At 43.5% G+C, this 25,703-nt stretch carries 21 protein-coding genes; 12 read left to right on the top strand and 9 right to left on the bottom strand.

The features are described from left to right. Positions 1 to 62 precede the first annotated feature (62 nt). Positions 63 to 851 (top strand): sulfite exporter TauE/SafE family protein, encoded by a 789-nt coding sequence (locus QGN29_RS02475; RefSeq protein WP_310799084.1) that lies wholly within the window; start codon positions 63 to 65, stop codon positions 849 to 851. On the opposite strand, the gene QGN29_RS02470 is transcribed toward QGN29_RS02475, so the two are convergent. The 3 genes from QGN29_RS02470 to QGN29_RS02460 are packed head-to-tail and all read right to left on the bottom strand — an operon-like array spanning position 840 to position 5,980. After that, complete coding sequence (locus QGN29_RS02470; RefSeq protein ID WP_310799083.1) at positions 840 to 1,814, bottom strand: glycosyltransferase family protein; 975 nt, start codon at positions 1,812 to 1,814, stop codon at positions 840 to 842. The genes QGN29_RS02475 and QGN29_RS02470 overlap by 12 nt on opposite strands. 16 nt (positions 1,815 to 1,830) lie before the next feature. Further along, the gene (locus QGN29_RS02465; RefSeq protein ID WP_310799082.1) at positions 1,831 to 2,886 is read right to left on the bottom strand and encodes an efflux RND transporter periplasmic adaptor subunit; all 1,056 of its coding nucleotides are present in this window, start codon (positions 2,884 to 2,886) and stop codon (positions 1,831 to 1,833) included. A 4-nt stretch (positions 2,887 to 2,890) separates the two neighbouring features. Continuing rightward, the gene (locus QGN29_RS02460; RefSeq protein ID WP_310799081.1) at positions 2,891 to 5,980 is read right to left on the bottom strand and encodes an efflux RND transporter permease subunit; all 3,090 of its coding nucleotides are present in this window, start codon (positions 5,978 to 5,980) and stop codon (positions 2,891 to 2,893) included. Positions 5,981 to 6,098: 118 nt separating this feature from the next. Here QGN29_RS02460 and QGN29_RS02455 point away from each other — a divergent pair, with 118 nt between their 5' ends. From QGN29_RS02455 to QGN29_RS02425, 7 genes are all read left to right on the top strand, one after another. Continuing rightward, a complete protein-coding gene (locus tag QGN29_RS02455) occupies positions 6,099 to 7,229 on the top strand; it encodes an acyltransferase family protein (RefSeq protein ID WP_310799079.1) in 1,131 nt (376 codons plus the stop codon). 133 nt (positions 7,230 to 7,362) lie between these two features. Beyond that, the gene (rlmN, locus tag QGN29_RS02450) at positions 7,363 to 8,571 is read left to right on the top strand and encodes a dual-specificity RNA methyltransferase RlmN (protein ID WP_310799078.1); all 1,209 of its coding nucleotides are present in this window, start codon (positions 7,363 to 7,365) and stop codon (positions 8,569 to 8,571) included. Between the two features lie 58 nt (positions 8,572 to 8,629). Continuing rightward, the gene (locus QGN29_RS02445) at positions 8,630 to 9,388 is read left to right on the top strand and encodes a transporter substrate-binding domain-containing protein (protein WP_310799077.1); all 759 of its coding nucleotides are present in this window, start codon (positions 8,630 to 8,632) and stop codon (positions 9,386 to 9,388) included. A 76-nt stretch (positions 9,389 to 9,464) separates the two neighbouring features. Beyond that, entirely contained in the window at positions 9,465 to 10,403 is a 939-nt protein-coding gene (locus QGN29_RS02440; RefSeq protein WP_310799076.1) for a TIGR01777 family oxidoreductase, read from the top strand. A 113-nt stretch (positions 10,404 to 10,516) separates the two neighbouring features. Then, complete coding sequence (locus QGN29_RS02435) at positions 10,517 to 11,200, top strand: type 2 periplasmic-binding domain-containing protein (protein WP_310799075.1); 684 nt, start codon at positions 10,517 to 10,519, stop codon at positions 11,198 to 11,200. A 75-nt stretch (positions 11,201 to 11,275) separates the two neighbouring features. Then, the gene (locus tag QGN29_RS02430) at positions 11,276 to 12,070 is read left to right on the top strand and encodes a hypothetical protein (RefSeq protein ID WP_310799074.1); all 795 of its coding nucleotides are present in this window, start codon (positions 11,276 to 11,278) and stop codon (positions 12,068 to 12,070) included. Between the two features lie 261 nt (positions 12,071 to 12,331). Beyond that, the gene (locus QGN29_RS02425) at positions 12,332 to 13,564 is read left to right on the top strand and encodes an argininosuccinate synthase (RefSeq protein ID WP_310799073.1); all 1,233 of its coding nucleotides are present in this window, start codon (positions 12,332 to 12,334) and stop codon (positions 13,562 to 13,564) included. Positions 13,565 to 13,624: 60 nt separating this feature from the next. On the opposite strand, the gene typA is transcribed toward QGN29_RS02425, so the two are convergent. Then, positions 13,625 to 15,448, bottom strand: coding sequence for a translational GTPase TypA (gene typA / locus QGN29_RS02420; RefSeq protein ID WP_310799072.1), 1,824 nt, complete (start codon positions 15,446 to 15,448; stop codon positions 13,625 to 13,627). A 214-nt stretch (positions 15,449 to 15,662) separates the two neighbouring features. Then, a complete protein-coding gene (locus tag QGN29_RS02415) occupies positions 15,663 to 17,420 on the bottom strand; it encodes a glycosyltransferase family 2 protein (RefSeq protein ID WP_310799070.1) in 1,758 nt (585 codons plus the stop codon). Positions 17,421 to 17,569: 149 nt separating this feature from the next. Here QGN29_RS02415 and QGN29_RS02410 point away from each other — a divergent pair, with 149 nt between their 5' ends. From QGN29_RS02410 to rfbA, 3 genes are all read left to right on the top strand, one after another. After that, the gene (locus QGN29_RS02410) at positions 17,570 to 18,343 is read left to right on the top strand and encodes a sulfotransferase family 2 domain-containing protein (protein WP_310799069.1); all 774 of its coding nucleotides are present in this window, start codon (positions 17,570 to 17,572) and stop codon (positions 18,341 to 18,343) included. 45 nt (positions 18,344 to 18,388) lie between these two features. Next, on the top strand, positions 18,389 to 18,952 hold the full coding sequence (rfbC, locus tag QGN29_RS02405) for a dTDP-4-dehydrorhamnose 3,5-epimerase (protein WP_310799068.1): 564 nt from the start codon (positions 18,389 to 18,391) through the stop codon (positions 18,950 to 18,952). Between the two features lie 78 nt (positions 18,953 to 19,030). Beyond that, positions 19,031 to 19,897: a glucose-1-phosphate thymidylyltransferase RfbA gene (gene rfbA / locus QGN29_RS02400; protein WP_310799067.1), complete on the top strand. Its 867-nt coding sequence runs from the start codon at positions 19,031 to 19,033 to the stop codon at positions 19,895 to 19,897. A 12-nt stretch (positions 19,898 to 19,909) separates the two neighbouring features. Here the strand turns inward: rfbA and QGN29_RS02395 are convergent, their stop codons facing one another. The 4 genes from QGN29_RS02395 to QGN29_RS02380 all read right to left on the bottom strand — a co-directional run bounded on the left by QGN29_RS02395 (position 19,910) and on the right by QGN29_RS02380 (position 24,304). Next, positions 19,910 to 20,614: a WbqC family protein gene (locus QGN29_RS02395; protein ID WP_310799066.1), complete on the bottom strand. Its 705-nt coding sequence runs from the start codon at positions 20,612 to 20,614 to the stop codon at positions 19,910 to 19,912. After that, positions 20,614 to 21,612 (bottom strand): sulfotransferase, encoded by a 999-nt coding sequence (locus QGN29_RS02390; protein WP_310799065.1) that lies wholly within the window; start codon positions 21,610 to 21,612, stop codon positions 20,614 to 20,616. Before QGN29_RS02390 ends, QGN29_RS02395 begins: the two co-directional genes overlap by 1 nt. Beyond that, complete coding sequence (locus tag QGN29_RS02385; RefSeq protein ID WP_310799064.1) at positions 21,612 to 22,472, bottom strand: sulfotransferase; 861 nt, start codon at positions 22,470 to 22,472, stop codon at positions 21,612 to 21,614. The genes QGN29_RS02390 and QGN29_RS02385 overlap by 1 nt, the downstream gene beginning before the upstream one ends. A 161-nt stretch (positions 22,473 to 22,633) precedes the next feature. Then, positions 22,634 to 24,304, bottom strand: coding sequence for a hypothetical protein (locus QGN29_RS02380; protein WP_310799063.1), 1,671 nt, complete (start codon positions 24,302 to 24,304; stop codon positions 22,634 to 22,636). A 291-nt stretch (positions 24,305 to 24,595) separates the two neighbouring features. Between QGN29_RS02380 and QGN29_RS02375 the strand changes: the two genes are divergently transcribed. Next, positions 24,596 to 25,696, top strand: coding sequence for a DegT/DnrJ/EryC1/StrS family aminotransferase (locus tag QGN29_RS02375; RefSeq protein ID WP_310799062.1), 1,101 nt, complete (start codon positions 24,596 to 24,598; stop codon positions 25,694 to 25,696). Positions 25,697 to 25,703 lie beyond the last annotated feature (7 nt).

Here is a 25,703-nt window from a genome sequence, read left to right as displayed (position 1 = left end):
CAGGGTGCCTTTTTCCCCTCATTTTTTATATTTGGGGATCACATATATAGCCAAGAGCTGCTATGGTGCTGATCAAAATAATCACCGACGAGACTTTTATGATTTCTACGGATCCTTTATTCTATTTAGCAGCTGTTCCAGCCATTCTTTTAACGGGTGTTTCAAAGAGTGGGTTTGGGGGAATAGCGCTGTTCGCGGTTCCTATCATGGCCTTGGTAATCTCTCCGATAGAAGCAGCGGCCATTGTTCTGCCCTTGTTGCTTATGATGGATGCTATGGGGTTTTATGCATGGCGGGGAAAAGCACACTGGGGTCACCTGAGAGCCATGTTGCCCGGCGCTGTCGTTGGCGTGATTATAGGGATGCTGACAGCGACCTATGTCAGTGCAGAACAAGTGAGATTGTTCGTTGGGGTTCTGGCTGTCGCCTTTGTGCTCTATCAATACCTCCCACGGTCTAAGGGCATGATTCTAGACAAAAAGCCCAGGATCGTAGAAGGGTCACTTGCAGGAACGTTTGCAGGATTTACCAGTTATATCGCCCATGCAGGGTCCCCTCCTTATCACATGTACATTATTCCTAAGGGACTGGATAAAGTTAGTTTTGCAGCAACGGGGACCTATTTTTTTACTTTAGTGAATGGCTTGAAATTCCCGGCCTATATCTATTCGGGCCAGTTGACTCTCGATATAGGCATCCAGGCGCTGGTGCTCGCCCCCCTTGTCCCCATTGGGGTTTATTCAGGTCTTTGGCTCAATAAGAAACTTGATCATGCTCTGTTCTATAAAATCGTGTATGGATCTGTGTTTGTGATTGGACTAAAGCTTATAGGCGACAGCTTATTCCCTTAGAAGGTGAGTTTTCCAAAACCGACGTTGATCATCTAAGCGGTTTAAAGCGTCAAAACTTTGTCCAGCATTTTGAAAATAGACCTCAGCTTTTTTCGGAGATTCAATAATTTCATGAATGCCTTCCACCCATGCTTCCACACTAGCGGGTAGAGACAATCCTGCTTGATACTCCTGGACATAATGTTCGTGGATCCAACCCTGTGTGTAAACCCCTGCGCATCCAGAAAGTGGATGCTCAAGGATTTTATTGATCGATCGTCCTTTGTTGAGCGGTGTATCTGCGATGGGATAGAGTGCGAGATGATATGGGTATTTACCAATATGCCTTTGGAAGAAGGCCCACCTGAGATGTTGACGTCTTTTTACACGGGGATGCTGATCCAGCTCTTCCATAAGGGGTTCGTTTGAATGATAAGTGAAGGTTACATGATCATGTCTCTCTAAAAGAGCCTTCACAACAGGCCTTAGCAGGCGATAGCCCGCTCTATGGCTGGTTGTACCTATATGGACGAGGTTAAAGATTTTATCAGCGTAAGAATAATGATTGCCGTTGGGAAGAGACGCCCCCCATGCAGGCCGCATAAGAGAAACTTTAGGATGGTCGGGCAGGAATTTTTTCAGATAACTTGAGGAAACCACCACATGGTCTGCCTTGGCAATCAGTCGATCTGCATGTTCTTTGAAAGATTGGATTTTGTGGCGATAGTTTTTAGACAGGCTGGTGTCTTCTTGCGCTTCCCAAATGTTATCATCAATCAGATATATTAATTTTTTGCTCGTGTCTTTGAGAATAGGGTCTAAAATTTCAGGGTCATCATCACGGATCACCAGATAATGATTTTCAGCTTTGAATGTATGATCACCAATGCGTTTAATAGGCCTATTTCTTCGCCAAAAGGTCTGCACTAGGTCCCGACAGCTGTTGAGAAAATAGAGATCATTCGTTGGATTGATTTTCCACATAAGTTTCAGATAACTCTTATTCTTGTATCATGATAGGTTGCCCAGGCATCAGCCTTTCGGCGCCGCTAATCAGTACTTTATCACCAGCTTTTAGGTCAGTTTTCTTTATGGCTATAAAAGCGCCAGATGCATAGTCCAGATCAACGCGCAGAGGAATAGCCTGTTTATTATCTGGAGACACTTTATAGACAAGTATACTGCTGCCTTTAATAATCATGGCATCGCGAGGAACAGCAATGCGATTTTCGCTAGGAGAGGCAGGAATGGAGGCTGTCAAAGGAGCGCCGACAATCCATCCTAGAGGCCATCCACTTGGACCAGCCTCAAGGCGCATTTCAACCTGTCTTGATTTGCTATCACTCACAGGAACAAGAGCACGGACAGTCATCTCTGAGAGGCGATTAAATTCATCTTTTACAACGACCGTCGTCAAATTCGCGACAAAGGGCAAAAAGCGGATGGGGATTGAAAGACTAACTTCACGACCACTTGTGTCCACAAGCCGCAGCAAGTTATTGCCACGAGACAGATAGGCACCAGAGCTGGCCATTTTAAAAGCGACATGTCCATCAAAAGGAGCTGTGAGTTCAGTTAACCTCAATTCTCTTTCCGCTTGGGCTAATGTAGCTTTCGCATTCATAAGATCAGCGTTGGTCATGTCTCTTTGACTGCGGACAGCCTGCAGGCGCGATTTTGAAGCAAAGTCACTTTTTGAAAGGCTTTGCTGTCTTTTTAATTCATCTTCACGGAAAGCAAGGTCGGCTTTTAGTCGAACGACCTGTGCTTTGGCACGGTCTAAGTTAATTTGCAGCAGGCTTTTATCAAATTTTGCAATGACATCCCCTTGCTTGATTGCGGTACCTACTTCGGCAATCCAAAGCAGTCGTGCGGAGATTTCTGTTGAAATCATTGCATCATTCAAGCTGACAATCGAAGCGGCTGTTTCGCTGGTTGCAACCATGGATTTTTCTTCTACGGTTTGAACTTTAACAAGCGCTGGCGGCATGCCTTGAGCCAGCGAGGTCTTTGCCAAAAGAGCTGTGCAGAAAAATGCTATAAGTATGTGTTTCATCAGATTATTCTCCTGCAGCTAATTCTGTATTTTTTGACTTTGAGGAACTCAATCCAAAATCAAGCTGCAATAAACTTGGTAAAAAGAGCAGGGTAAAAAGTGTAGAGACGGTCATGCCGCCTACAATAGCAGCAGCCATGGCGCGGTATATTTCGCTACCGCTACCAGGGAACATCAAAAGGGGCAGCATCCCAAAAAGACTTGTCAGCGTTGACATGAAAATTGGCCGAATGCGGCGCCTTAATGCTAATTGTACAGCCTCCGTTCGACTATTCCCCTCTGCTTCACTGGCCCGTGTTTGAGCCACTAGAAGAATAGCATTATTTACAACTAGTCCTGTGAGGATCACAAAACCTATCATGCCAAGTAGATCTAGAGAGAGAGGGGAGACCATGCTCATAATATAGATCATCAGGACACCGCCAAAACTAGCGAGAGGCAATGAGACAACAACAAAAATACTATCTTTAATGGACTTAAATAGAGCCGCCATGAGTAAGAAAAGAATAAGAACAGCCAGCGCAAGGTTGCTGAACAGGTTTGATAAGGCCCGAGCTAAATCTTCTGCGCCTCCAGCATACTCAATGATTGCATCAGGCGGCAGCATAGGTCTGATGGCAGGCTCAATCTTTGTCTTAAGCTCTTCCAATAATGTTTCCATGGGCATGCCCTCTGGCGGATTAACAGTCACAGAATAAACACGAGACCCATCCCGTCGGATGATCATGGACGGAGTTCGAACTTGTTCGATGGACGCAAGATCGCCGATTGGCACAACCCCAGCAAAAGGTGTATGAACCGGAATGGCTTGCATTTCTTCTGGGCTATTGAAGCGGATCGTTTTCATATAGATGTCTAGGCGTTCAGATCCATCAAAATATTCACCAAGCCACTGGCCGTTACCCAGTTCAAGAACAACCATCATTAAATCTCGCCGCGTCCAGCCAACTTCAGCCAGTCTTCTATCATTAGGAATGAATCGTAGCTCCAGAGCATCTGAGGATGGATCTGGTTCGGTGCGGGCGATTGCGCCCGGTATCATTTGAAAGACCATTCCAGTTGCAGCAAGGGCTGCAGCGCGCGATTCTTCCATGTCTTTAGATTTGATGTTCAGGGCAATACTAGCGTTGCCCCCAAAGCCACCAAACAGGGACCGTTGATAAGCAAAGCCCATCATGTCAGGAATGCCTGTCATGAGCTGTGTCTGAGAGAAGTTTTTTATGGCTTCAAGGTCAGCGCCTTCTTTGCCGTTTAAGGCAAGCCATCCGCCACCGCTGCCGAAACTCCAGAAATAATAATCATTGATAAAGGGCTCTTTCTCTCCCTTTAGGTGTGGCTCGAGGCGCTTGTCTATAACTTTTGCAATTGTTTCTTTACTATTTTCTATACTAATGCCAGGCGGAAACATGACAAAGTTATCAATTGTATCGCGGTTCATTGGTGGCAAGAAATTACTTTTAGGCCATAAGAAAACAGTCAGCCCGACAGATAAGAAAATGAGACCTGCAATCCAGAAAACACGATGAGCATTTGTACGGGTCAAACGCATGCAAAGTTGGCTAATTTTCTCCCATAAAGCTTGATTGCGTTCAGGAGGGTTATCCCGCATCCAAAATCTTGCCATGGTGGGTAAAATAGTAACAGCAACAATCAAAGATGTGGTGATTGAGATAGCCAAGGTTAGAGCTAGATCAGCAAACATCTGTCCTTCGACATCTTCAAGGAACATGATGGGAATAAAGATCGCTACAGTCGTCGCCGTAGAGGCCAATAGAGCCCCCCACACTTCCGCTGCGCCTTTCTCACTGGCGTCAAAAGGGCGTTCGCCTTTCTCGCGAAATCTAACAATATTCTCCAGGACTACAATGGCTGCATCAAGCACCATACCGGTAGCAAAAGCAAGGCCTGCTAAAGAGATGATGTTTAAGCTGCGTCCTGTGATACTGAACAAGAAGAAAGTCGCTAGCAAAGAAATGGGGATGGCCATTGAAATGAGAATAGTTGCCCGCCACTGCCTTAAGAATAGATAGAGAATACAGATTGCCAGTCCGATCCCGATGAATAAATTCATACTGAGAAAACTGATTGATCTATTAATATAGCTTGATGGGTCAAAACTATATTGAGCTGTGAGGCCCCGCTTTTTAAATTCTGTTACTTCTAAAGTGTCGAAAAAGTCTTTCACGCCTTGAATAGCTTCAAGGACATTAGCATCATTGGTTTTGGAAATTGTCATTCTAACGGCATCATTGCCGTTTTGCATGATGAAGCTGCTTGCTTTGGCTGGAGACAGTTTAATGGCTGCGAGATCCTTAAGGCGAATGGGCTTTTCATCGCGCCAATCCACAATGATATCTTGCAATTCTTCAATGTCATAGCGGCCCTCAATACGGATATTATATTGCTTAGTTCCGACATTCACAACGCCGCTGCTGATGTCAGCACTGCCTGAGATGCGACCATTTATGCGTGCGATATCAACCCCAAGTTCTGCAGCTTTGTATGGATCAATAATGATTTGAATTTGTTCTTTCTGGCCCCCTGTTCCATCATCAAATTCAACATTTGAAACGCCGTAAAGCGATTGAAGTTCAGGTAAGAATTGGCTGCGCAAATAGCGCAAATTTTCGGCAAGCGTGAAGGTGCTATCAGGTTTGTGTTGGATGAAATACTCGATAAGTGAATCATTGGCATCCCCCCACTCTCCCATGAAAACGGAAGGTTTTTGGGCGTTTGACGGCAAAGGCCTCATCCGATTAATCCGACTGATCACATCAATCAAGGTTTCGGTCATATTTGTACCAAGAGAGAACTCCAATTGCATATAGCTGAAACTGTTACCGTTCCACGTGTTCATCTTCGTCATGCCGGGGGTGCCGCGCAGCACTTCTTCCACCTTTACCGTCACTTCAGATTCCATTTCAGTAGGTGAAGCGCCGGGCCAGCTGTTGACCACTGTAATAACTGGTTTTTGAATATTAGGCAAAAGTTGCGCGGGCATGTTGAAAATTGCAACAATCCCTAGCACGAGAATTAGGGTGGTTACAGCAGCGACAATCACTGGATTATGAAGGCTTTTGGTAGATAATGACATAACAGACTCCTAATTGGACGTTTATAAGTTACTTTACAAATGATTCCAATCCGTTAGTCTATTTTGAGTGACATTCATCATAGGGTGTGCATTTTTAGCAACATCTCAGAGGCGTTCCATGAATGCTGGTCGACGATATGACCTTGACTGGATTAGAGTTTTAGTTTTCGGCGTCTTGATTTTTTACCATATTGGTATGATCTATGTGCCTTGGACTTTCCACTTAAACAGCCATCCTCCCATAGGATGGCTAGAACTTCCTATGTCATTTTCCAGTTTGTTCCGGCTGAGCCTGTTGTTTATGATTTCTGGCATTGTTAGTCGGTATATGCTCGATAAAATGCAACCAGGATATTTTGCTCAGTCTCGTGTCACCAGACTGCTGGTGCCTCTGGTGGTTGCAGTAACGGTATTTCTGCCACCGCAAGCCTATGTAGAGGCGGTAGATAAAGCGATCTTTCAGGGGGATTATTTTACTTTTTGGCGGACTGTTTATTTTTCTGGCTCGTGGCCTGAAGGTATGATGGCACCGTTTCCAACTTATAACCATCTTTGGTATGTTGCCTATCTTTTCATCTATAGTTTGATCTTAGCCGCTATGGTCTCTCTCTATAAGAAAGTCTGCCCAGAAAGCTTGCTGCTGAGCATTAAGAGAGGCATAGACTGGGCCTTGTCAGGTTGGCGGCTTTTGGTTTTGCCGTTGCTCTATTATTTTAGCATATCTGTGCCTCTTACGACGCACTATGCAGAGACGCATGCTTTTGTTGGCGATTGGGGCGCACATTCAAAATATGGCTTCATCTTTATACTAGGATATTTGATAGCAAAACGTGAAGGGAGTTGGGCAACCATATATAAAGCGTTGCCTCTGGTAGCCTTGATCACAGTCCTTTCGGTACTTGCACTGTTAGACGCTCGTTTCTCTGGGGATAACTTTTATGTCTCATCATACGATGTGGGTGCGGTGTTTCGGTGGTCTATCATCCTTGCAATTTTTGGCCTCGGGATGCGCTATCTTAACAAATCAAGTCGGCCTCTGGAGTATTTATCTTCTGCCGTTTATCCATTTTATATCATTCATCAAACTATTCTTCTCATAAGCTTTTTCTATATCCGCACTTATGATCTAGAGGACAGTATCGAAGCAAGTTTGCTCATTCTCATAACTTTCGCAGGCTGTTTTGTCTTTTATGAAATACTCAAAAGGCTAACGTATATTAGGCCGTTGATCGGATTAAAGCGCACGTAATTAACTTTACATTAAGCTATGCACCGTATATAGCCAGCTTACAAATTCAACAAACCGATTGACGGGTGGAACGCCTGTTGGTCCTGAAACGTCCTGAACTAGACTATGATCTACTAAGGCAAGGTGAAATAGAATGCAAATTACTCCCAATGGGCACGAGCCTATTATTGCCCCACGTCCGCTCCAGACAGAAGCAGTGACAGGAAAGAAAAACCTCCTCGGCCTGAGCCGCGAAGAACTCAAGGCATCCCTCACTGAAATTGGCGTCCCTGAAAAACAGGTTAAGATGCGCACCAAACAGATTTGGGGCTGGATTTATCATCACGGTGTTTCTTCTTTCGAAGCTATGAGCAATGTCTCCAAGCAAGTACAAAAACAGCTTGCAGATCATTTCTATATTGAACGCCCTGAAATTGTCAGTGCTCAATATTCTGAAGATGGGACCCGTAAATATCTTATCCGCTTTGAAGATGGCAACGAAGCAGAAACTGTTTATATTCCAGAAGAAGACCGTGGAACGCTTTGTGTCTCTTCTCAAGTGGGCTGCACGCTGAACTGTAAATTTTGTCACACAGGGACAATGAAGCTAGTGCGCAATTTAACAGCGGCAGAGATCGTAGCGCAGATGATGATCGCGAGAGATGATCTAGATGAATGGGCGAACCCAACTGAAGGCCGTATGGTCACAAATATTGTGATGATGGGGATGGGGGAACCTTTGTATAACTTTGACGAGGTCAAAAAAGCATTAGACATTATCATGGACGAAGAAGGGATCCAGCTTTCGAAAAGACGGATTACCTTGTCGACATCTGGTGTCGTGCCTCATATGGAGCGCTGTGGCAGTGAAATTGGGGTGAATTTGGCAGTATCTTTGCACGCCGTTTTCGATGACGTGCGTACTGACATTATGCCAATTAATAAGAAATATAATCTTGAGCAGGTTCTCAGCGCTTGCGCAAATTATCCAGGGGCCCATAATGCCCGTCGGATCACATTTGAATATGTCATGCTCAAAGATAAAAATGATAGTGACGCTGACGCAAAAGAATTAGTTCGACTGCTTCGGAAATATAAATTACCCGCAAAAGTTAATCTCATTCCTTTCAACCCATGGCCAGGTGTTGAGTATGAATGTAGCGAATGGCGTCAAATTGAACGCTTTAGTGATATTGTCTTTGAAGCTGGGATATCTGCCCCAATACGAACACCTCGTGGCCGTGATATTATGGCAGCTTGTGGTCAGTTAAAATCTGCATCTGAGAAAAAGTCTAAAGCACAGTTAAAGCGCGAAGAAGCGGAAAGTAAAGAATTGGCTGTGGAGAATGACTCTTTAGCTTAAGACATAAAGTTAAGGCATCCTGATGGTGAGAGGTCTCATCAGGGTGTTGGGGGGCTATATGAAACTATATAGAATACTGGGATGTCTTACCCTTTGTGTGGTTGGTTGTGTCCTCTGGGTGCGGGCTCTTTCTGCTGCAGAGGAAGGCACAATCATTATGCTGTATGGAGGCCATTCTGGCTATGCGACCCGCGTTGAAGGTAAAATGGTTGGCATAATTCCTGACTATATTAAGAAGATAACGCAAGGTACAGATCTTAGAATTTTATGGATCCACTCAGGAAAAGGCAGTGTAACACTGCGCAGCAAGCGCCCTAATATTTGTTATAGTGGTATCTATAAGTCACCGGCCCGAGAAAAGGAAATGCACTTCACAAAGGCAATCGGTCGTGTTGCCGCATATAAGCTGCTTTCTTACCCACAGAATACTGCCTTGAAAAAACACACTAGACTGAAGGAGATACTGGCAGACGATGTCTTAAAGGTTGCTGCTTTGAAAGGGGCTTCTTATGGGGCTTATATCGATGCTCTTTATGCTAAACATTCTGTACCAAGAGTTGTGAATACTCCGAAACGGCTTGCCAATCTGATTGTGAACAATGCAGTTGATTATGTATTGATGGCAGATGTGACAGCTCAAAAAATCCTTGCAGACACTCAATTTGTCGGGCGCTTAGAGGCGTATACTCACCTTGAAGACCTTAATGTAGGTACAGAATATTATATTGCTTGTTCTTTACCTACGACTTTAAAGATGATCGAGAGATTAAATCAGGCCATTCAAAAATTCCCGATGATTGACCCATCCAAACACTAAAAAACTTATTTTTCCTTTTGATGCATCTAAGGAGCGCATTCCGCCGTAATAAGGGTGTATGAATGAGGGGAAACCCATGCAATATTTATTAACAGGTGCAACTGGTTTTATAGGCACCCATTATTGTCATTATCTTCTAGAGCACGGCCATGCCGTGAGTGCTGTTGTACGTGATCTGGATAAGGCCTCGAAAATACTGGGCCCCAAGGTCACGCTCTACAGAGGCTGTGATGAAATTACGAAAACAGCAAAATTTGATTGCATCATTAATCTTGCTGGGGAACCGATTGCAGGCGGTCGCTGGACAAAAAGCCGTCAAAAATCGCTGCAGGCAAGTAGAATTGAAACCACGAATGATTTGATCAACCTTGTGGAGGGCTTAGTCGATAAACCTTCGGTGATGATCAGCGCTTCGGCTGTAGGGTTTTACGGGCGGCAGCAAGACCAATGGATGATCGAAGAAGCTGAGGCTCAAGATATTTTCATGTCGTCTCTGTGCAAATTCTGGGAAGAGGCAGCAGCAGCAGTTACAGAATTTGGGGTGCGCCTTGTGATCCCCCGTTTGAGTGTTGTTTTAGGAACTCAGGGCGGGGCACTGCCGGCGCTTGCGCTGCCCCATCGGTTTGCTGCAGGGATGAAAATTGGGACCGGCACTCAGTATTTTCCGTGGATCCATCTGGATGATGTGATTGATTTTTTTGAACGGGCCGTGAATACAGCTCAAATAGACGGCATTTATAATCTTGTCGCGCCCGATAGTCACACTCAAGATAGTTTTAACCGCACCCTTGCGGATACTTTGGGACGTCCGTATTTTTTATGGGCGCCAGCAGGGCTCTTTAAGCTACTTTTTGGCGAAATGTCAGATTTATTCATCTCTGGTCAACGCGTGAGCGGAGGTAAATTGGATAAGATAGGATTTGAATATTCATATCCGGATCTGCAGTCTGCCCTTTCAGATTGTTTATTGAACAAAGAGAGTGCTATCAAAACGATAAAGCAGTCCGCAGAATAACATTCCTACTAGCCTTCTTTACAAAGCTGTGGTCTACTTTTTTAGATGAGAGGTCAGGGCACGATATGAAAAGGACTATTCTTTTTATAAGTATCAGCTTATTTTTGGGGTCTGTGCACACAGTACGAGCCGAAGACAATGTACTCACCTTGCTCCATAATAATTTTAATTCAGCAAATAATCAATCGTCTATGATCCCAGAAGGTCCTGGAATTGCTGTCATGATAGAAGCTGCCAAAAGGGCACAGGTGAAAATCAATTGGCGTGTTTATAATGGAGCAGTGCCCTTTGAAAAACAGGTGATACCAAATTTGTGCCAGCCAAGTCTGATGAAAACGAAAGAGCGTGAAGCGGCCCTTATTTTTTCTGAGCCCATGGGGTATCTTGAGTCTTTCTTTGTTTTAGCAGGCATTGAGAATAATTTTGTGCGTACATACAAAGATTTCATAAGTCTTGTCGAAGACCACAAACACCATTTGTTGCTTATGAAGTCATCTGCATACGGGCCTTACCTTGAAGATGTGATAGCTAAAAATTCTTTGATCAAAGCAACACTTTCACCCCAGCGCCTCATTCGTGTCATGAAGGAAGATCCTCAGAAGTTCACTGTCATCGACAGTCAGACCAAAGATTTCATGAGCCAAGATCCTATATACGCAAAAGCCTTTTTCTTTGGCGAGGGCTATAAAGATTTAAAGGAAAATAGAGTCGCCTTTCATTTGGCTTGCACCCAACAGTCTGATCGTAAATTGATTGACCGTTTAAACGAACAATTTTTACAGCTTGTTTCGAAATAAAGCCCAGTTTGATTACTTGGCTTCCTCTTAACAAGGCCGTGGCCAAACCCTCTAATTTATGTTTATATGAGAGTTATGAAAGACAGTTTCTCACATAAAAGATCCCCGATTAGGGCGTGGTTTGAGTTTGAGCACGGCCTCATTGTTACGACTCTCTTCATTAGTATGATCTTTTCTTTTCCGTTAAGGGCTATTCAACATGAGAACGACCAAACGTTAGTTATTTTACACAATAATTTCCTCTCTAAGGATGGGAGAAGGAAAAATGATCCTTATGGTCCTGGGGTAACCGTTTTACAGCAAGCAGCCAAAAGGGCACGCGTGGGTCTGATGTGGCGCGTTTATAATGGGGCAGAAGCTTTTGAAACACAGGCCATTGCTAATTTGTGCACCGCAGGCCTTATCCGCACATCCTTGCGGGAAAAGACACTGATCTTCTCTGCTCCAATTGGGTATATTTCAACATATTTCCTGACGACAAATCGAACCAATAGAACCTTGGATCATTATAAGAATTTCAGCACGTTACTAGCAAAGAATACCAAAGAATTTCTTTTGATAAGCGGGGCCTCTAAAGGCGCATATCTTGAAGAATTATTTGTTAAATATACTGTTGAGAAACAGAAAATATCGCCGCAGCGCTTATTACGTAGCATCATGCGAGACCCAAGCCTTTACACCTTGGTGAGTGAAGATACAGTGAACTATCTCAAACAAAACAAACACTATGCTGAGGCCTTTTCTTTTCGTAATGATTTTGATGACTTGCAACACAATCGTGTCCCTTATCGTTTGGCCTGCACGAAGGAAACCAGTCAGGCCCTCCTTCAACGTTTAAATAAGGCGCTTCAAACAATTGTAGTTGAATAATGAGAACCATTTCACGGGGTATAGAGAGTAACATTTTGAGTGAAAGCTTCAGCAGCTGCACGGGTTTTTTACCCGGAGCAGCGAAGGCAATTATTCTGCGTGATCATGTTGTTCATCGGACTCTCTCATATTCAGATTGACCAAAAAGATTATAAGCCTATACTCCGCCCGTCTTCAGGTGAGTCTGAAGAATTTTTTTCATTGTACCCCGGCTTTTCCGCAGCTGGAAAAGGGGGTTTAAAGGTGTGAGGTTCCCTTTTAATGACACAGTCTGTGAATAAAGTCGTTCTAGCCTACTCGGGTGGTCTAGATACATCAATCATTCTAAAATGGTTGGAAGTTGAATATAATTGCGAAGTGGTGACCTTTACGGCTGACCTCGGTCAGGGTGAAGAGTTAGAGCCCGCACGTCAAAAAGCTGAAATGCTTGGCATCAAAGAAATTTATATTGAGGATCTGCGTGAAGAGTTTGTGCGCGATTACGTCTTTCCGATGTTCCGAGCCAATACGCTTTATGAAGGCCAATATTTGCTGGGGACGTCGATTGCGCGACCTCTCATCTCAAAGCGTCAAATTGAAATTGCACGGGAGACAGGGGCTGATGCTGTTTGTCACGGTGCCACAGGGAAAGGCAACGACCAAATCCGGTTCGAGCTTGGCTATTATGGTCTGCAGCCTGATATCAAAGTGATTGCCCCGTGGCGGGAATGGGACTTGCAGTCTCGGACTGCACTCCTTGATTTTGCTGAAAAGCATCAAATACCTGTACCGAAAGATAAGCGCGGTGAAAGTCCTTTCTCTGTAGATGCTAATTTGTTGCACACTTCAAGCGAAGGAAAAGCACTGGAAGATCCATGGGTCGACGCTGAGGAATATGTATACAGCCGCACTGATAATCCGCTTACAGCGCCTGATGAGCCAGACTATATCGAAGTTGAATTTGAAAAAGGGGATCCTGTTGCAATTAACGGTGTTGCCATGAGCCCGGCAACGTTATTGACTGAGCTTAATACATACGGCAAAAAGCATGGCATTGGTCGCTTAGATCTACTTGAGAATCGTTTCATTGGTATGAAATCACGCGGCATCTATGAGACTCCTGGCGGGACTATTCTTCTTGAGGCGCACCGTGGAATCGAACAAATCACGCTTGATAAGGGCGCGACGCACTTGAAAGATGGCATCATGCCTAAATATGCAGAGCTCATCTATAACGGATTTTGGTTCTCGCCAGAGCGTGACATGCTACAAGCCTTGATCGATAAGTCACAGGAGTTTGTTGCTGGGACTGTGCGGTTGATGCTCTATAAAGGGTCTGTGAGAACAGTGGGCCGAAAATCACCTTTCAGTCTCTATTCCATGGAACATGTGACCTTTGAAGAAGATAGCGTCTATGACCAGACCGATGCTGAAGGCTTTATCAAGTTGAATGCCCTGCGTCTTAGACTACTTAATCAGCGCGGAAAAATCACTGAACCCCCAAGCTATGATTAAATTCTTTGGTTAAGGTAGACACAAAAAAAGCCCTGATCTCTCAGGGCTTTTTTATTTTCATTAGAGGGCTTCACCGCGAGAAGCCTTTTTGCGCTCGTGCAATTTCAAATGACGTTTACGGAGGCGGATGCTCTCTGGGGTCACTTCTACCAACTCATCATCGTTGATGTAAGAAAGCGCTTCTTCAAGAGGCAATTTTCTTGGAGGTGTGAGTTTCACTGCATCATCTTTGCCTGCTGCACGGATATTGGTAAGCTGCTTGGCTCGTTGTACATTCACTTCAAGATCATTATCCCTGTTATGCTCACCGACAATCATGCCCTCGTATGCATCAACGCCAGCGTCAACAATCATAAAACCGCGATCCTCCAAGTTAAAGAGGGCGTAGGTTACAATTTTCCCTGGCGCATTGGCGATCAATACACCGCGCTGGCGACCTGCGATGGCACCTTTATAAGCATCATAGCGATCGTATGAGCGGTTCATAATGCCTGTACCGCGCGTGTCAGTTAGGAATTCACCGTGATACCCGATCAAGCCTCGTGAGGGTGCATCAAAGGTTAGGCGAACTTTGCCAGCTCCGGAAGGTTCCATGCCTTTAAGCTCGGCTTTACGTAACGTCATTTTCTCAACCACAGTGCCTTGGTAAGCCTCATCTACATCAACGAAGACTGTTTCAAAAGGCTCGAGACGTTTAACATTTTCGTCTTGCTTGTAAATCACTCGCGGACGAGAAATGGCCAACTCAAAGCCTTCCCGGCGCATGGTTTCAATCAGAACGCCTAGCTGAAGCTCGCCGCGGCCTGATACTTTGAACGTATCAGCATTGTCCGTTTCTTCAATTTTAATGGCCACATTGCCTTCTGCTTCTTTTAGGAGGCGGTCACGGATCAAGCGTGATGTAACTTTTTTACCTTCACGACCTGCAAGTGGGCTGTTGTTTACAGAAAATTCCATAGACAGTGTCGGCGGGTCAACGGGCAAGGAGGCTATTGGATCTGATACAGACGGGGCACAGAGTGTATCGGCTACTGTGGCCTTTTGAAGCCCTGCAATAGCCACAATGTCACCTGCTTGTGCTTCTTCTACGGGGACACGCTCAAGACCACGAAAGGACAATAGTTTAGAAATACGGCCTTGCTCTACAATTTCACCCACACTGTTTAGGGCCTTGATGCTGTCGTTAACTTTCACACGACCACTTTCGATACGTCCTGTCAAAATACGACCTAGGAAATTGTCACTATCCAGAAGAGTGTTCAACATGGTGAAGGGCTCATCCACTTTGTCCACAACGGCTGGGGCTGGCACATGATCCATAATTTTTCGGAAGAGCGGGTGAAGGTTTTCACGTGAGCCGTCTAGGGTCTCATCACACCAACCATCACGACCTGAGGCATAAAGTACAGGAAAATCGAGTTGCTCTTCATCAGCATCTAGAGAGACAAAGAGATCAAAACAAAGGTCTGTCGCATTATCCGGGTCGCCGTCTGGCTTGTCAACTTTGTTCACAACAACGATGGGCTTGAGGCCAAGGGCCAGTGCCTTAGAGGTTACGAATTTAGTTTGAGGCATTGGGCCTTCAGCAGCATCAACAAGCAGTACAACGCCGTCAACCATAGAAAGGATCCGTTCCACCTCGCCACCAAAGTCAGCGTGACCGGGTGTATCAACGATATTGATACGGGCGCCTTCCCACTCAACTGAGGTACATTTTGCTAGGATCGTAATGCCACGTTCTTTTTCAAGATCGCCGCTGTCCATGGCTCTTTCTTCTGTGCGTTGATTTTCACGAAAAGTACCTGATTGTTTAAACAGGTTATCCACCAAGGTTGTTTTTCCGTGGTCAACGTGTGCGATAATTGCAATATTACGACGTTCCATGTCGCTACCCTTTACTTTATTCTATAGGTTTAGCTTGGTCATTGAAATCAGTCTTACTCTGTAAGAGCTATCAATGAGATCAGGCTGTGGCCAAAAGTGATCTGTGGATGGATCATAATAAAAGGGCTACGAGTATCTCATAGCCCACCATCCCATAATTTAAGCGGCTTATACGCGGGTAAGGCCATTGCCGCAAGAGAAATATGCGGCCTCGCTACTCTGGTGGCGTGGTCCGAATGGCAAAGTCTTCTGTGATAAGGGTGAGATTGGGGTTGTAGAAGCGATCAACTTGGGTATCCATGCCCCATTTTTCTTGCATATACGTCACTTCGCCAAGATAGCGTTCTCGCTTTGCGCCAAAGAGATCTTTCCCACGGGAGACACTCTCGTGATGCACCAGTTCAACGTGGGGCAAGTAAATATTTTTATACCCTGCAGCGTCAAGCTTGAGACATAAGTCTACATCATTAAAAGCCACAACTAAATTTTCGGCATCAAGCCCGCCAACTTCAAGGAATTTGTCTTTTTTTACACAAAGACAGGCTGCCGTCACAGCTGAGACTTGTTGAACAATATGAGCGCGATAATAGTATCCAGGGTTATCTTTTTCTAAGAAGCGGTGACCGTGACCTGCCATTCGCCCTATTCCAGTGAAAACGCCAGCATGCTGAATACGGGTATCGGGATAGTATAGCTTAACCCCGACAGCGCCAATGTCATCCCGGGTCGCATAGGCAAGGCAATCTCTGATCCATGTAGGGGTCAGTATTTCTGTATCATTATTCAAGAGAAAGATATACTTACCTTGGGCTTCTTTCACAGCAGCATTGTTGATAGCTGAATAGTTGAAAGCGCCTGGGTGGCTGAGAATTCTCACGCGTGGTTCATTGGCCAGTGTAGTGAAGTAATCGAAGGTCTCTTCTTCCTCACTGTTGTTATCGACGACAAGTATTTCGTATTTTTCATAATCAGTTTGCATGAAAATACTGTTGAGGCATTTCTTTAAGAGAGGTACTGTATCTTTCGTTGGGATGATGACGCTAACGAGAGGTTCAGAGTGTAAGGCTGGTTCTAAGTAGGCAAAGCCAAATGAACCTGTTTTATAGCGCCGAAACGGCCGAGAATCGGCAAAGGTCTTTAATAGTTTGTTATAGTCAGCACTGCTGCACCACTTTTCTACGCCCACGGATTTATGGTGAAAACGGCTGAGCGTGATGCTGGGGATATGGTGAATTGAAGCCTGTGTCTTTTCATTTTTATCTAGAGAGGCTACCTGAACAGCAGCTTCCTTATCAGCTGCTTCAAGGAGGATTTTTGCCCGTGTTTCTCTATGGAGGGGGTCCAAGTTAGCATCAAGAACAAGCTCTGCATTGATGACGCATGCCTGTCCAATATAATCCTGAGAGAACAGTAATTCTTTGTTAAAGGATGGCTTGAAATGCGGAAAGCATCGCTCACCTGTTCGGGTCACTTGATCTTCATCGCTATATACAATAGGAACTGTATGTTCATTTATAACGGAAGCGAAATTAAAAAGTGAATCAGGAAGTAATATATCTCCTTCTGTGATCCATAAATAATAATGAGGGCTTTGACCGGGGGCATGAAGGGTCGGCGTATTGTGGCCATTCGCGATGATGTAATCAACATGAGGATACCACTGATCTGCGATGGATTGGAGTGAGTCATCCAGTAATTTATCGTCCCCTGCACCACTGAGAATTATCACCTGAAAATAGGGAGGCTTTTGCATGAGAGCACTAAGCTGCAGACTATCATTTTGCCGAACAGTGGAAAAGTCCTCATTGAGGTCCTGCCAGACTTGATAATCTGATCGCAGGTTATGAAGCAGAGCACCTAATCGATTGCGGGCTCTGACTTTTTTGCCTGTCATCAACCAAAAGAAAGCTTCCAGCGCTCTAAGAGGATGTCGAATAATCGCTATGAAATATATGAATTGTCTATTTCGCATGGATTTTCAGTATGTTAAAGATAAGTGAAACCGAATGTTTTCTTTACATACATGAAACTGGTTGGAATAAGAAATAAAAAGATGAAATCTTTTCTTAAAGCCACCACTTCAGTGAAGACTGGTCACCCATTTTAGGACATTGACGACCTATGTTGATTAAAAATGCCTACATTGACAGAGTACATAAAATTCTGTTTTTTTGGTCCCCAAAAGTTGCATGCACCAGCATAGCCAATTGGTTTCTCTGGCAGGTTCTTTCTGAATCAACACGCGCTACACTTGACCTATCAATATCTTCCGATGCGCGGGTTCTGTTAAAAGAGCATATGTTTCTATTAGATAGTCGAGACCTTAAGAGGCAGGATCTGAGTGACTATAAGAAGATTGCTTTTGTAAGAAACCCTTATGATCGTGCTGTCAGTGCTTTTTGCAATAAATTTATCTTTAACCGAGAAAAATTCTTAACAACCTTTGATGACTTAGAAGAGTTTGCACAAGATATCTATACGCTGACAGCAGACCGCAGTAAAGCTTATGCAGGGCTAAGCTTCCTCCAGTTTTTAGAAAATGTTAAAAACCAAATTGCTGCTGGCCATCCTGTTGATCATCACTGGGCACCGCAACAAAGAGTATCCATCTGTGCGGCACAATACGATTATATCTTTCCCATTGAAGAGATGGCTAAAGCCAATCATATGATCAATGACCTCATCGGAAAAGAAACAGAGATTAAGAATTTCAATAAGATGACCTATGCTGAACAAGAGGGCCTGTTCGATGGGCCTGTCTCTCAGCTCTCTTCACTGGAGATAGCGATGAAGGGGGTGACGCCGGATAAGAAATATTTTTTAAATAGCGAAACAAAGAATTTAATTGTTGAAATCTATAAGAATGATTTTATAGATCTTGGATACCCCTATTAAAGATCCTTGTCAGAGTTTTGAGGATTATCAAAGAAAGTGAATGGCATGATTGCTGAAGAATTAGAAATCCCTGGTGTCTATCTCTTTAAACCCAAAAAATTTGGGGATGAAAGAGGCTTTTTCTCTGAAACTTTTAATGCTCAGACATTAGGTGACTATTTGGGGCCCTTGAATTTTGTTCAGGACAACCATGCCTATTCAAAAGATAAGGGTGTGATGCGCGGGTTGCATTTCCAAGCCCCGCCTTTTGATCAAGGGAAACTTGTGCGTGTGACGCGCGGCAGTGTGCTTGATGTGATTGTTGACATTCGCACCGGATCACCCACCTATGGACAACATCTTTCAGTGGAACTGAGCGCTGAAAATTGGGCTCAACTCTGGGTACCACCTGGGTTTGCACATGCATACTGTACGCTAGAGGATCATACGGAATTTGTTTATAAAGTAACAAATTTTTATTCGCCTGACCATGATGGTGGCATTGCCTATGATGATCATGAATTGGGGATTGAGTGGCCTATGCCTTTTGATCAAATGACAGTTTCGGACAAGGACAAAAAACATCCAAAACTTTCGGAATTGATCTCCCCCTTTACTTACGAAGTCTAAATTTATGGTGGCATGGACACCGCATCTATAGTAATGCAAGGCATAGATTTATTAGAAAAATGAAAATGGAGTGGAACCATGAAGGGTATTATCCTTGCTGGTGGACTGGGAACAAGACTTTATCCAATTACAAAATCAATCAGTAAACAATTGCTGCCTGTCTATGACAAGCCAATGATTTATTATCCCCTAACGACATTGATGCTAGCGGGGATTAGAGAGATTTTGATTATTTCTACGCCGCAACATCTGCCCCTTTATGAAGATTTATTAGGGGACGGACATCAATGGGGAATAACGATTGAGTATATTGAGCAGGCCAAACCTGAAGGTCTGGCGCAGGCCTTTCTTTTAGGCGAAGACTTCATTGGGGAGTCTTCAGTTGCTCTCGCTCTTGGCGATAATATTTTCTATTCCGCAGGATTTTCTGAATATCTCATCAAAGCCAGTAAGGTCGAGAATGGGGCCTATGTCTTTGCCTATCCAGTTATGGACCCTACAGCCTTTGGTGTCGTGGAGATGGATGAGTCAGGTAAAGCTCTCTCGATTGAAGAAAAGCCCGAAAACCCGAAAAGTAACTTGGCTGTGACAGGACTATATTTTTACGATAATAAAGTTGTCGACATTGCCAAGAAGGTTAAGCCATCTCACCGCGGTGAGCTTGAAATTACATCCGTCAATGATGCTTACTTAAAAGCGGGTGAGTTGAATGTGATTAAAATGCAGCGCGGCTTTGCTTGGCTCGATACAGGAACGATTGATAGCCTTATCCAAGCCTCACATTTTGTTCAGACTGTTGAACAGCGTCAAGGCTTGAAAATTGCCTGCCCAGAGGAAGTTGCTTGGAGACAAGGATTTATCACAACGGAAGACCTGGAAATATTGGCTAAAGGCTATAAGAATAGTTACGGTGAATATCTTATGGAAATTATGAAGTATAGCTAATGCAGAGAAGAATTAGGCTTCTAATGTGTAATTCTTTTTGATCATCGATGCTGTTTTTTCTATACCGCAAAACATCAAGGTATCAATGATAGACATATAAGGCACGAAGTCTTCAGACGATAGATATTGTGTATAGGCCTCTTGAACTGGATTGATGAAATTCAGCTGGAGGCCTTTCTTGTTGAAGCTTTCGTGGTCATAAAGATCTTTACCACCGATGGCATTCACATAGGTCTCTGCTGCAAGCATTTTACAGAGTTCGATAACTTTGTCTTGTCCTTTGAGATCTCTGTTATACTCTAATTCAGTTGATCTAAGAATTTTTGTTTCTAAGCCTAGAGCATCTGACAGGGTTTTGATCGAGGTGAATAAAAAATCGCTTAACTGACGCTTTTCACTATTATAACAGCGCTGCACTAGGGCAAATGCTTCTTCAAAATATGGGGCTCTTCTGTATGAGTTTTCGATTTGAGTGAGGCATTTATCTTTTCGATTGCTGAGAGATATTTCATTGATCAGTTTGTTTGATCCCGCCCCATCTAGAGATAGAGTGAACCGGAGGGGGCCATTTTTTGTGAGAATTTGATTTCGGTTAATATAGCTCCCTTTCATGAAATTCACATCATCATAAAAAACGAAAGTCTCAGCGGCAGCTAATAAATGGTAATAACCAATATAGGGGAAAAGATAGGGTTGCATAATGGCGATGGTAGACATTATTTATTCCGATACTTTTCAAGTGCGTCGTTGAGCTGCTTTTCTTGGTCTGTAGAAAGTTTAATTTCTTCGCGGTAGGTATAGTGTGTTGGGCCAGAATAGGGCATGGCCTGATCATAGCCAAGCAGCGCCAATTTCGCGGTAATCTTGTGGAAAATGCCTGCGGGATCAGAGCAAAAATCTTTATAATTGAGGGTCAATTGATTTGACGGGTTAATTTTCGCTAATTCCTCAATCACAGCCCGTTTTGTATGAATGACTTGACCCGCAACTTGTTCAAGAGGATCTTTCTCTTTTAATTGCTCATATTCTGGCGGTTTAAAGCTATACCACCGTTTTACGTCATTGAAAAAATTCGTACGTGCGTAATATAAAGATTGTGCTGCGTGAAAATCACTGCGCTCAACATTCAGAAAAAGGGCATTGGGAACAAGCTCCGCTAAAAAGCTAATGTCCCAGTTTAGGATCATTGCCTTCATCACGGTTGGTTTGTTGTATACTTCTTCTATGCCGGCGAGTGCTTCTTTAAAGTTTTCCTTGTCCACCGCTTTCTTAGCACTTTCTGTTAGGACACTAATTTCATCCAATGAAAAATGCTGACGCCAAAAATACCAGAATTCACTGGGGGCTAATGCCCCAGTGGAGCGGCCTAGATTTGACTGATAGTCGATTGATTTATCAAAGTTCAAAATATTCTGTTCATCATAATCGATGAGGGCATTTTGAACCAGCCCACCGAAATAGGGGTTCGCATAAAACCGAGCCAATAGATTTGATGGATAAGAGAAATGACCCAGCGACGCGAGCCATTGAAGCAAGAGCGTTGAACCACTTCTGGGGCAACCAACAATAAAAATCGGTGGATACTGGTTTTCTTTCTGCGAGCCTTTATGAGGTTTGATGAGGGTATTTAACGTTGAAAGAACATCCTCTAGACTTGCGTCCTTCTCAAAGTCTTTAGATCTGCCGATATCAATATCCCGCTTTTTTTCAGTCATTAGCCAAATTTTTCCATATTTTCTAACCATCGCTTCGGTAGCTTGCCCTCGAATTTATCATGGAGCTTTTTATAGATAGATGCAAATTGATCGTAGGCTAACTTCTGTTCTTCTTCAGAGATGGGGATGGAGGGTGATTTATTCACCTCGCGATCGAAATCAGCTTTTTCAGAAGGAACACCAATAAACTGTGTCACTTTGTCAATGGAGGCCTGAGTAAAAAGATCCTCATAAAAGAGATAGAGGCGATCTTCTGCAGGAACAGACTTTTCAAGTTCTACCATTGTGCGCGCATAATCGGTCCGCTGATAATAGGGTTTGTCAGAAAGCCTGCGCACAAAATTCTCTTTAGCATCAAAATTTTTCATGAGCTTTTGGTAGAATCTCAAATTAGACCAATAGCGATCTATGGGATCGCGCATAATGAATATGATTTTAACGCTGGGATGTAATTTATACATTTCTTCGTAATGCTCGGCACTGAGCAGTGCGTACCCAGGTGTGATCTCGCACATGATTTTCTGTGCGCCAACGCGTTTTTGGAAGAAATTCATATAGTCATCTGTTGAGGCCATCTCAAAGCGCTCGATGTAATTTACTAATTGTTTATAGCGCGGGCTTTTATTTAACACTTCGCTGTAACTGGTGATGCCGGCTGACATGCGCTTCATTTGACTGAGGAAATAAGCTTCTTGGATAGGGCGTATCTCAGGCACATGGAGCATATTCCAATAATTCAGCTCTTTAATCGGCGACATAAAGACATCTGCGTGGCCGTTCAAGAACGAACTCAGCCACGTGGTGCCTGCTTTTTGAGCGCCGATGCCAAGAAGGAGCGTTTTATCATTAAAGTCAGTCATATTCGTATCCCAATGAGTTTTATGCTGTTTAGCATATTTACTTGATAAACCAATAGAAATTTAGCCTTCTTTGTTAAGAAGGAATTAAGAAGAAAAGTTCACCTCAACGGGAGCCGCGCTTATAAAATGAAATCATCTGATACAGCAATGAGAATGAAAGTCTAAAATAAGAGCGTGTTAAGATTTTCTTTGAATTTTTTTGGATTACGATTCGCTGTTTTATGAAAACATCTCTCCTGAAAATCGGCAAGTTTTTCCTCGGATTGAATCAGGGAAAGTAATATTTCAAGTTGGTTTTGAAGAGATGGTGCGATGAGCTCTTGTGGTGTGAAGATGTCCAGGTCACTAGATGAATAGGTGATGACAGCACATTTTTCTAGAGCTGCCATCCTTGCTCCATTCCCGCCGCCATGAGCACCAAAAGGATTAAAGTAAATCTTGCAATGCTCATAGGCTCCTCTCAAATTTGACTCGCTTTCTCGGATGATCAGCCTCTTATCTTTTTGTAATTGGTGAAGTTTTGGGTGCAGTTCCGTGATAGCAGAAGCCTCTTCTTCCCCGAAAATGAGCCAGTGTAGGTTTGGATGCTGGTCAAAAATAGCGGCGAATTGCTCCAGATCTTTTTCTTTGAAATGAGCCTTTAGCGCCTTGCTGGTTCGATTGTTGGTTAAGGCAGTAACGAGAAGAAATGCTTTTTCACCCTCAACAAAATCAGTTTTTTTATAACGCCCAAGTTTCGGTAAAATGGGTTCTGGGGGATCAATGAAAACGGCCTTCGTATGGGAAAATAATTTTCGGTCGCTTGCAATTGGATCGATCGCAAGCTTTTCCTTTTTAAAATAATTTAAATACCCTTTATAGGGGGCAAACAGTTGATTGTTTTGATTGAAAGGTACAAAAATTGTCGGTCGCTTTTTGTAGTATAATTGAGCGATATATTTGGCTTCCATGACCCCGCCTGCTGTAAAAATTGCGCACGGATTAAAAGCTTCGATCTTTTCTATAATTTGTTGATACGAATTATATAAATTGTATGTGCCAGTCTGAGAAGAAGGAATAAAAACCTCCACGCTCTCTTTGCATTTCTTAGGCAGATATTCCCAAAAATGGCTCGAAGAGTTCCCATAATATTTGCGGCTGTCCTCAAGGCTGGGATTTTTATAGTTTGGATGCTGCAAAAATTCAGAGTTTCGTTGATTTTCACCTGTAAAGACAAGAAGAATTCGGCAGCCCTCATAGGCTTCGATAAGGACTTCAATAAATGCATAGACGACGAAGAGGTGAGAATTTCTTAAAATTGATTCAGGGAGACAGGGGATATGATTGACTGCAATTACAAAATGCTTTCTCGAGGGGTTTTTCGGATGAATTATGTCTTTGAGTGGGGAGAGTAATTTGTTGATTAGGGCATAAAAAGATCTTGCTTTATTGGGGTATTCTCTATTGACCGTATACAGCCAATGGAAAATATCGTTGGCTTCAGTGTCCGCAGAGAATTTTTCGCATCGTCTACCCAACAGAGAGAGGTAGGTATCCAAGCTCCCTTCGAGTTGCTTGTTTTCAGTCAATAAAAATATGAGCTCTAAGAGAACTAGAGATGAGACAGCGGGTTCTGAAAATAAAGCTTCTAGAAATTTTTTCCAAAAATTAGAATGTGTACTCTTCAAATTCTTGCGAATAAATTTATGGAAATGAGTACGTTTTTTCTTATGCCTTATTAAGTCTATAAAATAGGAGCTCGCGATGAGGTGGTCTGACTGAAGTTTTGTGTCAGGTCTTTGGCTGATCCAGTTTTCAAAAGTTTTACCGAGGAATGAAAAATCTACAGTCATGGTCTCATCTGTCTTTAAGTTGTTATTGCCTAAGCATTAAAATGCTTAAAAGTGCTTGGGTAGAACAATCAATGTCATTATTCATACACTATAAAATATAATTATACTCAAAAAGAATTACAGAGAAGAGAAAACTATTTTATGCTTTTATAAGTCCTTGTTTAAGAGGGGGAGAATGACATCTTCCTCAATCTATTGGATTTATGACAAGTAAACTGAATATAGCTCTTGTTATAGAGCTTTTGTTTCTTTAATAAGTTAATCAATAGTAGGCAATAACTGGAATTTTAAATGAGTGAATGGGCAATAGAATGCTTGAAACCTGATCTGCCAAGCGTAGAGACTTATACATCCCTTTTGGCGGAGATGGATAGCAATCAATGGTATACGAATTTTGGGCCATTTGTGCAAAAGTTCGAAGCCAAAATGGCGCAGTTCCTTTCTTCAACAGATGGGGCCCCGTTGAATGTTGTCAGTTGTAATAATGCGACGAGCGCTCTTGAACTTATGCTGCAAAATTCAGGCCTGCCCAAAGGTGCCAAAGTCATGGTGCCTTCTGTGACGTTCCCCGCAACTATTCTCGCTGTCATTCGGTCGGAAATGGAACCTGTGATTGCAGATGTCTGCGAAGAAGAATGGACCTTAACCCCTGCTGGCGTGGAAGCGATGCTTGATTATTGTGACATTGATGCTGTTATGCCGGTTGCCTCTTTTGGATACGCCTTGGACAGTAGAGCATGGGAAGCTTTTATAGACCGAACTGGGATCCCAGTCTTTTTTGATAGTGCGGCAGCACTAGGACAGCAAGAGGTTTCCCCAAAGATACCGACGGTTTTCTCTATGCATGCCACAAAGCCATTTGGCATTGGAGAAGGCGGCTTGATTGTTACGGCCTCTGACGCTATGGCCTCTTCAAGCAAGCTCAACTCGAATTTCGGTTTTGTGCAGGGATTGATTAAAGATATCGGTTTTAATGCAAAATTGGCAGAATATTTTGCCATTGTCGGGCTCACTCAATTTGAGCGCTGGGATGCGGTGACATTGAAGCGGGAACAACGGTGGGCCCTCTATAAAGAGTGTATTGATACTCTAGACACTGTGGATTACTGTCAGGCGCATAAAAATAAACTGCCTGCAACGTTAATGGTGAATACGCAAGGTCGCTCAGCGGCTGTGATCAAGACGTGCATAGAGAATAAAATTCAAACGCGGCAGTGGTATTTACCGCCGCTTCATAAACATGAGATTTTCCAATCCTACATAAAAGTTGGTCTGCAGGGGCTTGATAAATGCCCTGTGAGCGAATATTTGGAATCCTCTCTGGTTGGAATCCCATTCCATAATTTTTTGACGAATGAGCAAATTCATCACATTTGCGCTATTATTAAGTAAAGAGAAA

Source organism: Temperatibacter marinus, from assembly GCF_031598375.1.
GTDB lineage: Bacteria > Pseudomonadota > Alphaproteobacteria > Sphingomonadales > Kordiimonadaceae > Temperatibacter > Temperatibacter marinus.
This window is presented reverse-complemented; position numbering and strand designations above follow the sequence as displayed.

What these genes read in the sequence shown, in the direction of transcription:
- QGN29_RS02455 (WP_310799079.1), top strand. Translation starts at nt 6,099, where the DNA reads ATGAATGCTGGTCGACGATATGACCTTGACTGGATTAGAGTTTTAGTT.
- QGN29_RS02395 (WP_310799066.1), bottom strand. Translation starts at nt 20,614, where the DNA reads ATGTCTACCATCGCCATTATGCAACCCTATCTTTTCCCCTATATTGGT.
- QGN29_RS02390 (WP_310799065.1), bottom strand. Translation starts at nt 21,612, where the DNA reads ATGACTGAAAAAAAGCGGGATATTGATATCGGCAGATCTAAAGACTTT.
- QGN29_RS02380 (WP_310799063.1), bottom strand. Translation starts at nt 24,304, where the DNA reads ATGACTGTAGATTTTTCATTCCTCGGTAAAACTTTTGAAAACTGGATC.
- typA (WP_310799072.1), bottom strand. Translation starts at nt 15,448, where the DNA reads ATGGAACGTCGTAATATTGCAATTATCGCACACGTTGACCACGGAAAA.
- QGN29_RS02375 (WP_310799062.1), top strand. Translation starts at nt 24,596, where the DNA reads ATGAGTGAATGGGCAATAGAATGCTTGAAACCTGATCTGCCAAGCGTA.
- QGN29_RS02385 (WP_310799064.1), bottom strand. Translation starts at nt 22,472, where the DNA reads ATGACTGACTTTAATGATAAAACGCTCCTTCTTGGCATCGGCGCTCAA.
- QGN29_RS02415 (WP_310799070.1), bottom strand. Translation starts at nt 17,420, where the DNA reads ATGCGAAATAGACAATTCATATATTTCATAGCGATTATTCGACATCCT.
- QGN29_RS02425 (WP_310799073.1), top strand. Translation starts at nt 12,332, where the DNA reads ATGACACAGTCTGTGAATAAAGTCGTTCTAGCCTACTCGGGTGGTCTA.
- QGN29_RS02470 (WP_310799083.1), bottom strand. Translation starts at nt 1,814, where the DNA reads ATGTGGAAAATCAATCCAACGAATGATCTCTATTTTCTCAACAGCTGT.
- rfbC (WP_310799068.1), top strand. Translation starts at nt 18,389, where the DNA reads ATGATTGCTGAAGAATTAGAAATCCCTGGTGTCTATCTCTTTAAACCC.
- QGN29_RS02440 (WP_310799076.1), top strand. Translation starts at nt 9,465, where the DNA reads ATGCAATATTTATTAACAGGTGCAACTGGTTTTATAGGCACCCATTAT.
- QGN29_RS02430 (WP_310799074.1), top strand. Translation starts at nt 11,276, where the DNA reads ATGAAAGACAGTTTCTCACATAAAAGATCCCCGATTAGGGCGTGGTTT.
- QGN29_RS02465 (WP_310799082.1), bottom strand. Translation starts at nt 2,886, where the DNA reads ATGAAACACATACTTATAGCATTTTTCTGCACAGCTCTTTTGGCAAAG.
- rfbA (WP_310799067.1), top strand. Translation starts at nt 19,031, where the DNA reads ATGAAGGGTATTATCCTTGCTGGTGGACTGGGAACAAGACTTTATCCA.
- QGN29_RS02410 (WP_310799069.1), top strand. Translation starts at nt 17,570, where the DNA reads ATGTTGATTAAAAATGCCTACATTGACAGAGTACATAAAATTCTGTTT.
- QGN29_RS02475 (WP_310799084.1), top strand. Translation starts at nt 63, where the DNA reads ATGGTGCTGATCAAAATAATCACCGACGAGACTTTTATGATTTCTACG.
- QGN29_RS02460 (WP_310799081.1), bottom strand. Translation starts at nt 5,980, where the DNA reads ATGTCATTATCTACCAAAAGCCTTCATAATCCAGTGATTGTCGCTGCT.
- rlmN (WP_310799078.1), top strand. Translation starts at nt 7,363, where the DNA reads ATGCAAATTACTCCCAATGGGCACGAGCCTATTATTGCCCCACGTCCG.
- QGN29_RS02445 (WP_310799077.1), top strand. Translation starts at nt 8,630, where the DNA reads ATGAAACTATATAGAATACTGGGATGTCTTACCCTTTGTGTGGTTGGT.